We start from the raw sequence: 11,323 nt of genomic DNA, 5'->3' as shown, positions 1-11,323 counted from the left end.
CCCTTGAGGTCTGGGGCCGGAACGGGGGTCAGAGGGCGGCGACAGGTCGTTCACCGACGGCCTCGACCCGGTCGATGAACGCCTTGGCCGCGAAACGGGACTGCGCGAACTCGAGCGCGCGGGCGCTCTGGGCGGCGTAGGCCTCCGGATCGGCCCAGAGCCGGTCCAGGGTCTGCTGCACCTCGTCCGGCGCACAGTAGACCGCGCCGTCGCCGAAGGTCGGTTCCATGTACTCGGGGAGAACGACGACCAGCCCGGCGGCCATGGCCTCGGCGGTGGCCATCCCGAACGACTCGAAGAGTTCCGGCGCGTGGAAGTAGACCCAGAAGTCGAGCTCGTCCAGGAATTCGGCCACGTCCCGCGAACCGAACGGCCACACCGTCCAGTGCTCGGCCGGCTTGCCCAGTCGTTCCGCCGCCGACGCGGCGCCGCCGAGGACGCGCACGTCCCGGCTGCCGTCGATCGGGTACACCTGCTTGATGACCTCCCGCGACGGCCACTTCAGCGCCTGGTCCCGGCTGTGCCTGCCGATGACGAACGGCCGTCCCGGTTCGGCGTGCCGAAGGCGGCCGCCCTCCGACTGCACGATCCCGTTCCAGTCGAACGAGATCAGCTGACCCGGATCGACCATCTCGCCGAGCAGCTCCCGGATGAGGCCCGACTCCGGTGCGACCGAGGGCGTGACGCCGAAGACGGCGGCGGCGTTCGACACCGCCGTGGAGATGTCGTACACGGAGCCCGTGAGCCCCGTCTCGTACGGCGGGTGATTCGCCACCACCAGGACGCGCGCCGTGTCGATGGAGCTACGGACCGGGTTGACGTACTGGAGCACCGAGGGATGCCGGACGATCGACAGCGGTGCACGCACCTGGTCGAGCAACGAGAGCGCCTGGACGCGTCCGGCGCTCAGGAGCACGATGACGTCGGGATGAAGAACGTTCCTGGGTCCGAGCAGGGGCGAGTCCATCTGGACGAGGCCCACGCGATAGCCGTTGTCCACGAGTGCGGTGATCTCCCGGACGGCGACGGAGCTGTTGCCGCCGGGGAACCGGAAGTCCGTGGCGTAGACGACGTCGGTCTCGACGACGCCGAGCCGGTCCCTTCCGCCCAGGAGACCGACGGGAGCCGCGAACGGCCGATCGTCCCGCACGTCGGGACCGACCCACAAGGGCTCACCGGCGGCCAGGCGCTCGGCATGCGCCGCCCGGGTCAGCCGCTGGTACCACGTGCGACGAGGGTCGACATAGCCCTTGAAGATCTCGCCCGCGGTCAGCGACGCGGACCGGACCCTCAGGAAGGACGCCGGCGCGATCCCCACCGCCGGCACCGGCTCGCCGCTCCACGCGGCGATCCGGTCGCGCATCTCCGCGTCGGCGCTCCGGTTGACGACGTCCCAGTAGCCCAGGGTCTCCAGCACCGACCTCCGGATCATCAGCGACGAGAAGTTCGGCTGCGTGAAGACCGGGTTGTTGTTGATTCTCGTGAACATGAGGTCGGGCGTCGCACGGCTGAGCATCGACATGTTCGCCGGGACGTCCGGGTGCTCGAGAAGATGCTGGACCTGCCGCTCGATCTTCCGCGGGTGCGACCAGTCGTCGTCGTCGTGCACCGTGACGAATTCGCCCGAGGCGTAGGCCTCGAGTGCGACGTTGCGTGCCTTGTACGACCCTCGGTTCTCGGGCAGGTGAACCACCGTGACCCGGGGATCCTGCTCGGCGATGAGGTCCAGGCGCGCCGCTCCCTCCGGCGGCGAGCAGTCGTCCATCAGCAGGACTTCCAGGTTCCGGTACGACTGGTCCAGGACCGAGCGGATCGCCGTCTCGATCCGCTCGTCGGGGTCGAACGTCGGCATGATGACGGTGACGAGCGGACCGTCCGCCACGTCGGTCGACGCACGGCAGACGATGCGGTCCATCAGCGGACCATCACCGGGCCGGACGGCGATCGTCTCGAGCCCGTCGGCGCGGAACACCTCGTTGACCTGGGCGATCCAGTCGTCGGCCGCATCCGTCGCCGCGGCTTCGGGCGTCTCTGCCGCGCGCGACGTCCTGAGCGCGTTCGCGCGCAGGAGATTCCCCTGCACCGCGTCCACCGCGTCGAGGTCGAAGGTGCGAATCATCGAGCCGAGTTCCGCGGAGCGCCCGCTCTCCGCGAGCAGTTCCAGGAACACGAGCCTGTTGTGCCGGTCGAGAGCGGAGGCGTGGCGCCCCCTGACGACGGCCCGATAGAGGACGATCGCGTCGTGCCGATCGGTGGGGCGCAGTTCCTGCTGCGCGATCACCTTGGCCAGCGAAGCGAGCGGCCTGGGCGCCAGGCTCGACAGCAGGCTCTTCGCCCAGCGCACGTGGGGGCGCTTCAGTGCGAGTTTCACGGCGACCACGAGGGACGTCGCATCGAACCGGTGACCGCTGGCCGCACGTGCCAGGACGTCGCGAGCGCGCTCGGAGCGGTTCTGGAGCGCGAAGGTCTCGATCAGCCCTGGCCCTGCCGCGGCGACCCGCCGAGCGTACTCGTTGTCGGGGCCGAGCCGGTCGATCGTCCTCGATCCCTGGGCCGAACTGCCCGGGCCTCCACGCCTGACGATGTCCACCAGGGCGGAACTCCGCGCGTCCGCGGCACGGAGATAGCTGGTCTGCTTCCTCTGCTCGCCGCGCACGGCCCACAACACCCTGCGGTTCATCAGTCCCGTGGCGGCCACGCCGAGGGCGACGAGTCCCAGCAGGGGATCGGCCCAGTCACCGGACCTCAGCGCGGACGCCACGAGCGCGGCCAGCACCGCCGCGCTTCCGACGACGGCGAGCGCGCGCAGAACGAACTGTCTCATGATCTCCATTCACCCACCGGGTCGTACGTCTTCTGCCGAAGGCCCTTCCATGCGCGGTTGTCCGCGATCGCCCCGGCGATCCTCCGCGCGGCCGCGCGGGCGCCGTCGTCCGCGCTGACCTCGCTCAGCCGCGCCGTCATCCGCGACCGCTCGCCCGCCTCCGACAGCGTCCGGATCGCGGCGGCGATCTCGTCACGCCGACGGACCACCAGGCCGAGCCCGGCCTCGGCAGCCCTGGTTGCCCGGAGCTGCTGGTCGTCGGCGAGCATGTTCGCGTCCGCGACGTACACCGCGGGCTGGCCGTGCCGGAGATTCTCGTGCACCGTGTTGTAACCGGCGGACGTCACGCTGAACTCGAACGCATCGAGGAACACCGACATCGGGTACTCGCGCACCGTCCGGATGCCGTCGGGTCCACGGGTCTCCGCCGAGAGGGGAGAGCGAAAGACGACGGGCTCCCAGTCCGCGCCGAGCGCCGTGACAGCGTCCACCACGGCCCGTTCGAGGTCGCTCCGGCTGCCGAGCGCACCCGATCCGAGCTGGACGAGGACATGCTTCTTGCCCTCCTCGAGGCCCAGCTCGTCGATCGCCGTGGTGCGGGACAGCACCTCGCTCCGCCGGACCCCGACGATCGGTGCGACGACATGCAGCCCGGCATCCTCGTCGCCCAGGGGAGACGCCACATGGTCGGGCACGAGGGGGCGCTCGGCCGGAAGGATCACGGCCTGGGCCACGTCACGCCATGCGCGCAGCTGGTCGCGCGGGACGGCATCCTTCCAGAGCCCTCGGCACACCCAGACCAGCGGAATCCCGAACTCCGCGGTCGCCTCGTGGACCCCACGGAAGATCTGGATACCGTCGAACACGACCGCGGACGGAGAGATCCGTCGGAGCTGTTCGCGCATCACCGAGGCGAACCGCCGATTCCACTCCCCCCACGACAGCCCGGAGACAGCCTGACTCTCGACGTAGACGGTCGGCCGACCACGACGCGCGGCGATCTCGGCGGCGGTCGAGAGCGAGAGGAAATGGCTCTCGAAGTCCTCGTCTCCTGCTCGCGCTATCGCGAGCAATCGGGTCAGGTGCCCCATTCCGGAGCCGTTGCTCGTGACGAACAGGACTCTCGGTCTCTGTCCGTCCGGCGTCCCTGGTCGTTCGTTCCCGCCGACGCGTCGTTCGTTCCCGCCGACGCGTCGGTCGTCCCCGCCGGCATGGCGCGTCGCCACGGCGCTCGCCTCGGCCGCGGCCCTGCCCTGTTCGGCGACGGTCCTCAGCCGCTCGAGTGCCGTGTCCTGCTCCGCGAGTCGGCGTGCCACCGAGCGAACGACGCGTTGCGTCTCCAGGATGCGCTCGCGGTCGGATCCGACGCGCCGTATGGCGCGCGACTGGAACTCGGCGGACCACACCACGGCGACCGCGACGAAGAGCGCGCCGGCGCTCAACGCCGGAACGTCTCCCCCGATCAGCACGGTGACCAGGAGCGCGGCGAGCGCCGCGACGTAGATCACGTGGCGCCGTGCGAGCAGGCGCCGCACGAAGGGCGATACGCCGGTCACGCGGCACGACCCGACGTCATCCCGCGCGTGTCCACCAGACGCCGCCCACCGAGGCGGCCGAGCATCCCACGGAAGGCCGCGTGATCGACCAGCAGCACCTGCACGTCGCCGCTGTCCAGGGCCTCCTCGGCCGACACGAGCCGGACGTTGGCGAGATTCTGAAGCTCCTCCGGCAGCGCGTCCACGTGCGGCTCCACGACGAGCACGGTCGCCTGCGGGAACGTGGCCGCGGTCTCGGCGACGATCTCCACCGCCGGTGACTCACGCAGGTCGTCGATGTTCGCCTTGAACGCCAGGCCCCAGGCCGCGATCACGGGCGTCTCGACCCCGGCCACGGCGTCGAGCACCTTGTGCAGCACCCAGCGAGGCTTCCCGTCGTTCACCTCGCGGGCGGCCCGGATCAGCCGCGTGTCCCCGGGCGCCGCGTCGATGACGAACCACGGGTCCACGGCGATGCAGTGCCCGCCGACGCCCGGGCCGGGCTGCAGGATGTTCACGCGCGGGTGGTGGTTCGCGAGCCGGATCAGCTCCCACACGTCGACCCCGAGCCGGTCCGCGACGATCGAGAGCTCGTTCGCGAACGCGATGTTGACGTCGCGGAAGGAGTTCTCCACGAGCTTCGCGAGCTCGGCCGTGACGGCGTCGGTGAGGAGGATCTCGCCCTCGCAGAACGTCTGGTACAGGTCCCGCGCTCGCTCGGCCGCCTCGCGCGTGAGGCCGCCGACGATCCGGTCGTTGGTGACGAGCTCGGTCATGATCTTGCCGGGCAGCACCCGCTCCGGGCAGTGCGCCACGTGGATCGCGGGTCTCCCGTCGGCGCCGTCCAGCGAGAGGTCCGCACGCACCTCGAGGATCCACTCCGCCATCCGGCGCGTCGCCCCCGGCGGCGACGTCGACTCCAGGATCACGAGCTCACCGCCGCTCAGCTGCGGCGCCAGCGCCCGGGCGGCGGCCTCGATGTAGGTCAGGTCGGGCTCGTGATCCCCGCGGAAGGGGGTCGGGACGGCCACGATGAAGGCGTCGGCCCGCTCCGGCGCGGCGACCGCCCGCAGCTTCCCCGCGGAGACCACGCGGTCGACGTAGCCCGCCAGGTCGGGCTCCACGAACGGGACCTCGCCCCGGTTCACCGCCTCCACGGTGTCCGGGTTGATGTCCACGCCGGTCACCGACAGTCCGCCGTCCGCGAGGATCGCCGCGGTGGGCAGGCCGATGTAGCCGAGTCCGATGACCCCGACAGTGCTGAATCCCATGAGAACCTCAGAAGACGACGTGCTCGTCGGCACGCCCGTAGAACGTGACCTCGCCGCTCGCCTGCAGCTCGGTGTCGGACACACGCCAGGAATGACCGCCGGCGGCGGATCGCATCTGGACGAAGTTGAAGCGGTCGGTGGAGTACACCCGTCCCCCGGCGCTCGTCACGCGCTCCAGGAATCCGGTGTCCTCGCCCCGCGAGACCTCCGGGAAGCGCGCCCTCCGCGCCACGTCGGCGCCGGCCACGATGGTCGGGCCCATGACCCGGTCGGTGTACCGGTGCTCCCGGTCCGCGAACCGCAGGAGGGTCAGGTCCGGCCCGGACAGATACATGTAGTGCGCCTGCTTGCCCACGACGTCGGCGCGGGAGTAGTCGAGGGCGTACAGCTGGTCGGACAGGTAGTGGGGCCCGTACCGGTCGTCGTCGTCGATCTTCGCGACGACGTCGCCGTCCGCGACGTCGAGCAGCAGGTTGAGGCAGCCGCCCAGCGGGACGTCCGCGCCGGCCGTGACCAGCGTGAGGTTGTCCACCCCCGCGTCCTTCGCACGGGCCGCGATGTCGTCCTCGTCCATCTCGAAGCCGTGCGCGAGCAGCGCGATCTGCAGGTCCACCTCGCGCTGCGCGCCCAGGCCGGCGAGCACGTGGTCGAGCTGGTGGGGGCGGTTCGTGGACACGAGCGCGGTCACGCTCGGCCGCGGGGGCGTAGCCGACGGCGCGAGGCCGACGTCGTGCAGGACGGCCCGGGCCCGCGCCGAGTACGTGTGCTCACGCCAGATCCGCCGCTGCCCCTTGTGCACCGCGCGGTCCCGCAGTTCCTTCGAGTTCGCGAGTGCGCGGATCGTCGCGGACGCCTCCGCGCGGTCCTCCGCGACGAACACCTCGTCGCCGGGGAAGAACTTCCCCACCGCGGCGCTCGGGGCGGACACCACGGGCGTGCCGCAGGCGGTGATCTCGAAGATCCTGCGCGCGCACATGCTCGGGGAGTCCACCACCGAGTTCACGTTGAGGAAGACCTTGTACTCCCGGTACGCCGTCAGCATCCGGTCGTAGTCCAGCGAGCCCACCACGCGCTCGGCGAACGGCGACGGGAACTGGTACTTCTCGTCCCGGCCGCGGAACCGCGAGAAGATCTCGAGTCCGCGCTCCATTCTCGGCGACGCGTCGACGGCGGCGCCCAGCAGCATGTCCATCTGCTCGCGTCGCTCGGGGTACTTGTGCGCGAAGTACATCCCCGCGAACGCGACGTCCCGCTCCGGGCCGCGGCCGTGCAGCCGGACCGGGTTGTGAATGACCGGCTGGGCGGCGAACGGCAGCACGCCCACCCGGTCGTGGCCCAGCGCCTCGGCGTACGCCGGGACCCGGCCCACATCCGTCGTGTACACGCGGTCGAACAGCCGTGTCGCGTCCAGGAAATCGTCGAAATGGACGGGGTCTTCCTTGTTCCAGAAGACCGTCGGCACGCCGGCGTCCCGGCACGCGGAAACGAGCTCCACGAACGCCGGCCGGGGCGCCGAGGCACCCGTCAGGTGGTACTGCCACGCCCCGCCGTTGCCATTCCACGCCGACTCCACGAACAACAGATCCAGCCCGGCAGACAACTCCTCACGCCACGAATTCGGCGTCAGCACCACCTGCTGCCATTCGGGGCCGAACGCCCGCAACGAGAAATCATCGAGAATCACCCCGACACGCAAGGTGGCGACATCGGATCGTCGCGGCGCACGTGCCGTCGCGTCGGCGACCGGCCAGGGATCGAACGTCAGCCCGGCCCTCGTCCTCCGCGCGCCACCACGCCCCGCGAAGGGCAGTCGCTGTCGGCGCAGGTGGGTCCGGAGCTGTGCGATCCCGCCCTTGCGGAGGTGCCACAACGATCGCCGGAGCGCCGCGAAACCGCTCTCACCCTGCTGATTCGTCACGCCTGTCGCCTATGGTCCGGGGGATCTGGCACCCTCGAAACGGCACTGGGGGGCGGCCTATCGAGTCTCGGGATGCGTTCTTGCCGGATCGATGCTAACGGCCCGTCGATGGGCGACCGGCACATCCGCGGGTGAAATCGGCGCCCAATTCTCCGAGCCCGCGTCGCCCGAAGTGACCAGGACCACGTGGTGTCGACGTCCGTGAGAGGATCCGGTATATGCGTGGAATCATCCTGGCCGGCGGGTCCGGAACGCGGTTGCACCCGATCACCCTCGGCGTCAGCAAGCAGCTCGTCCCGGTCTACGACAAGCCGATGGTCTATTACCCCCTGTCCACGCTCATCCTCGCGGGTATCCAGGACATCCTGGTCATCACCACCCCGCACGAGGCGGATCAGTTCCAGCGGCTGCTCGGCGATGGCTCACAGTTCGGCATCAACCTGGAGTACACGGTCCAGGCCTCGCCGGACGGCCTCGCGCAGGCGTTCGTCCTGGGCGAGGAATTCATCGGCACGGACACGGCGGCGCTCGTGCTCGGCGACAACATCTTCTACGGCCCTGGGCTCGGCTCCCAGCTGACCCGCTTCTCCGACATCGACGGCGGTGCGGTGTTCGCCTACCGCGTCGCGGACCCCACGGCGTACGGCGTCGTCGAGTTCGACGACGGCGGCCGCGCGCTCTCACTCGAGGAGAAACCCGCCCGGCCGAGGTCGAACTACGCGGTGCCCGGCCTGTACTTCTACGACAACGACGTGGTGGAGATCGCCAAGGGCCTGACACCGTCCGCACGCGGCGAGTACGAGATCACGGACGTCAACCGCCACTACCTGGAGCGAGGCAAGCTCCAGGTCGAGGTCCTGCCCCGTGGCACGGCCTGGCTCGATACCGGCACCTTCGACTCGCTGCTGGAGGCGTCGGACTTCGTCCGCACGATCGAGCGGCGCCAGGGCCTCAAGATCGGCTCGCCGGAGGAGGTCGCGTGGCGCCGCGGCTTCCTGAACGACGACGAGCTCCGCGCCCGAGCGGAGAAGCTCACCAAGTCGGGCTACGGCAAGTACCTGCTGGGACTCCTCGACGAATAGCCGGCGCGGGCGACCAGCAGCCGCTACTACCCCAGTACCTCCGCAGCCGCGGCGTCCCAGCGCTCGGCCCAGTCGCCGATCGGTGTGACGCCCACCGCCTCCAGGGCGGCATGGCCGAGCACCGAGTAGGCAGGGCGAGGGGCCGGCCGCGGGAAGGCCTCGCTCGTGGTCGGCTCCAGCTTCACCTCGGCCCCCGACGACACGACGATCCGCTCGGTGAAGCCGAACCACGACACGGCACCCGACGACGTGCCGTGGTAGGTGCCGGCCGGCGCGTCCGCGGCGACGAGCCGCACGATCAGCTCCGCGAGGTCCCGGGTCCACGTGGGCTGTCCCACCTGGTCGTCCACGACACTCAGCCGGTCCTTCTCGGTCGCCAGGCGCGCCATCGTCTTCGGGAAGCAGCCCCCGCCCGCGCCGTACAGCCACGCCGTGCGCACGATCAGCGAGCCGGGCGCCTCGGCCCGCACGGCCCACTCCCCCGCCGCCTTGGTCCGCCCGTAGGCCGATCGCGGCGCGACCGCAGCGTCCTCCGCGTAGGGGACCGTGGCGGCGCCGTCGAACACGTAGTCGGTGGAGACGTGGACGAGCCGGGCGCCCGCCGTCGTACAGGCCTGGGCGAGGTTCGCGGCGCCCACGGCGTTCACGGCGAACGCCTCCGCCTCGTGGGTCTCGGCGTCGTCGACGGCGGTCCAGGCGGCGCAGTTCACGACAACGTCGTAGCCCTGGACCGCCCGCGCGGTCACGGCGGGATCGAGGAGATCCAGCCCGGTGCCCCGGCCGGCCCCGGCCACCTCATGATCTGCCGCGCGCGCGGCGTCGACCATGTCCTGTCCGAGCATCCCGGCGCCCCCGACGACCAGCCACCGTTCCCGCACGCCGCTCTCCTGTTCCATACGTAGGATCCTAGGGTCCGACACGCGGCTCGCGCCCGTTTCCCCGCACCTCTGTGGACAAGGGACGCTCGGCCGCCGTCGGACCGTCATGTGGCCCCGCCTCGAGGAGAGAACCCATGCAGTACCGCGAACTGTCCGTGCCCGGCGCGTTCGAGATCACCCCGAAGCAGTTCGGGGACGCCCGGGGCCTCTTCCTGGAGGCGTTCAAGGCGGGCCCGTTCGTGGACGCCGTCGGGCATCCGTTCGACCTGCAGCAGGCCAACTGCTCCGTCTCCGCGGCCGGGGTGCTGCGCGGCATCCACTTCGCGGACATCCCGCCCAGCCAGGCCAAGTACGTCCAGTGCCTGCGCGGCGCGGTGCTCGACGTCGTCGTCGACATCCGCGTCGGGTCGCCGACCTTCGGCCGATGGGACAGCGTCCTGCTCGACGACGTCGACCGCCGCTCCATCTACCTGTCCGAGGGACTCGGCCACGCCTTCATGTCCCTGGAGGACAACTCCACGGTCATGTACCTCTGCTCGGCGGGCTACGCCCCGGACCGCGAGCACGGCATCCACCCCCTGGACCCGACCGTCGCCATCGCCTGGCCGACAACCACCCGAGACGGCGCCCCCCTCACCCCCCAACTCTCACCCAAGGACGAGGCAGCCCCCACCCTCGCCGAAGCCGAGGCCCAAGGACTGCTCCCCACCATGGAAGCCGTCAGCAGCTACCTCGCGACCAGGCGAGACGAGGCGAAGTACGCGCGTACCGGCCAGTGAAACCACACCCTCGCCCCCGGACCGACCCCCACGAGCCCCCTCACTGGCCGGTACGCGCGTACTTCGCCTCCGTAGCCGCCTTCGCCGGCCTCCACCAGGCCTCGTTCGCGCGATACCAGTCGATCGTCGCCGCCAGCCCGTCCTTGAACTCCGTGTACCGCGGCGCCCACCCGAGTTCGTCCCGCAGCCGGGTCGCGTCGATCGCGTAGCGCAGGTCGTGCCCGGGGCGGTCGGCGACATGGTCGAAGTCGTCGGGCTCGCGGCCGAACAGTTCCAGCAGGGTCCGTACGACCTCCAGGTTGTTCCTCTCGCCGTCGGCGCCGATCAGGTAGGTCTCACCGATCCGGCCCTTGTCGATGATGGTCCAGACGGCGGCGTTGTGGTCCTCCACGTGGATCCAGTCCCGCACGTTGAGGCCGGCGCCGTACAGGCGCGGACGGAGGCCGTCGATCAGGTTGGTGATCTGGCGCGGGATGAACTTCTCGACGTGCTGGTACGGGCCGTAGTTGTTGGAGCAGTTCGAGATCGTGGCGGCCACCCCGAAGGACCGCACCCAGGCGCGCACGAGCAGGTCGGAGCCCGCCTTGGTGGACGAGTAGGGCGACGACGGGTTGTACGGGGTCTCGGGAGTGAACTTCGCCGGGTCGTCGAGCTCGAGGTCCCCGTAGACCTCGTCCGTCGAGATGTGGTGGAACCGGGTGCCGTGCTTCCGCACGGCCTCCAGCAGCGTGAACGTGCCGACGAGGTTGGTCTGCACGAAGGGGGACGGATCGTCGAGCGAGTTGTCGTTGTGCGACTCGGCCGCGAAGTGGACGACGACGTCGGACTCGCCGACCAGCCGGTCCACCAGGGCGACGTCGGTGATCGACCCCTCGACGAGCGTCACCCGTTCCGCGACCGACGCGAGCGAGCCGCGGTCGCCCGCGTAGGTGAGCGCGTCGAGGACGGTGACCTCGGCGTCCGGGCGTTCCCGGACGGTTTGCTGGACGAAGTTCGCTCCGATGAAGCCGGCGCCGCCGGTGACCAGGACCCTCAC

8 protein-coding genes are annotated in these 11,323 nt (G+C 70.4%); 2 read left to right on the top strand and 6 right to left on the bottom strand.

The annotated features are described in order from the left end of the window. Positions 1 to 28: 28 nt before the first annotated feature. Genes IIE03_RS15605 through IIE03_RS15590 form a run of 4 tightly spaced genes read right to left on the bottom strand, consistent with a single transcriptional unit; the run spans position 29 to position 7,548 of the window. Positions 29 to 2,824, bottom strand: a complete 2,796-nt coding sequence (locus IIE03_RS15605) for a glycosyltransferase (RefSeq protein ID WP_192863679.1) — start codon at positions 2,822 to 2,824, stop codon at positions 29 to 31. Beyond that, positions 2,821 to 4,380, bottom strand: coding sequence for a glycosyltransferase (locus IIE03_RS15600; RefSeq protein WP_192863678.1), 1,560 nt, complete (start codon positions 4,378 to 4,380; stop codon positions 2,821 to 2,823). The genes IIE03_RS15605 and IIE03_RS15600 overlap by 4 nt, the downstream gene beginning before the upstream one ends. After that, positions 4,377 to 5,630, bottom strand: coding sequence for a UDP-N-acetyl-D-mannosamine dehydrogenase (wecC, locus tag IIE03_RS15595; RefSeq protein WP_192863677.1), 1,254 nt, complete (start codon positions 5,628 to 5,630; stop codon positions 4,377 to 4,379). Before wecC ends, IIE03_RS15600 begins: the two co-directional genes overlap by 4 nt. Positions 5,631 to 5,637: 7 nt before the next feature. After that, on the bottom strand, positions 5,638 to 7,548 hold the full coding sequence (locus IIE03_RS15590) for a glycosyltransferase family protein (RefSeq protein WP_192863676.1): 1,911 nt from the start codon (positions 7,546 to 7,548) through the stop codon (positions 5,638 to 5,640). Between the two features lie 218 nt (positions 7,549 to 7,766). Here IIE03_RS15590 and rfbA point away from each other — a divergent pair, with 218 nt between their 5' ends. Then, complete coding sequence (gene rfbA, locus IIE03_RS15585; protein WP_192863675.1) at positions 7,767 to 8,630, top strand: glucose-1-phosphate thymidylyltransferase RfbA; 864 nt, start codon at positions 7,767 to 7,769, stop codon at positions 8,628 to 8,630. A 26-nt stretch (positions 8,631 to 8,656) separates the two neighbouring features. Here the strand turns inward: rfbA and rfbD are convergent, their stop codons facing one another. Continuing rightward, on the bottom strand, positions 8,657 to 9,526 hold the full coding sequence (gene rfbD / locus IIE03_RS15580; protein WP_192863674.1) for a dTDP-4-dehydrorhamnose reductase: 870 nt from the start codon (positions 9,524 to 9,526) through the stop codon (positions 8,657 to 8,659). Between the two features lie 116 nt (positions 9,527 to 9,642). Here rfbD and rfbC point away from each other — a divergent pair, with 116 nt between their 5' ends. Then, positions 9,643 to 10,287: a dTDP-4-dehydrorhamnose 3,5-epimerase gene (gene rfbC, locus IIE03_RS15575; protein ID WP_192863673.1), complete on the top strand. Its 645-nt coding sequence runs from the start codon at positions 9,643 to 9,645 to the stop codon at positions 10,285 to 10,287. Between the two features lie 40 nt (positions 10,288 to 10,327). Here the strand turns inward: rfbC and rfbB are convergent, their stop codons facing one another. Continuing rightward, the gene (gene rfbB / locus IIE03_RS15570; RefSeq protein WP_192863672.1) at positions 10,328 to 11,323 is read right to left on the bottom strand and encodes a dTDP-glucose 4,6-dehydratase; all 996 of its coding nucleotides are present in this window, start codon (positions 11,321 to 11,323) and stop codon (positions 10,328 to 10,330) included.

It is taken from the genome of Myceligenerans pegani (assembly GCF_014892515.1).
GTDB lineage: Bacteria > Actinomycetota > Actinomycetes > Actinomycetales > Cellulomonadaceae > Myceligenerans > Myceligenerans pegani.
The sequence above is the reverse complement of the archived record's forward strand: the minus strand, read 5'-3'. Positions and strand labels throughout refer to the sequence as shown.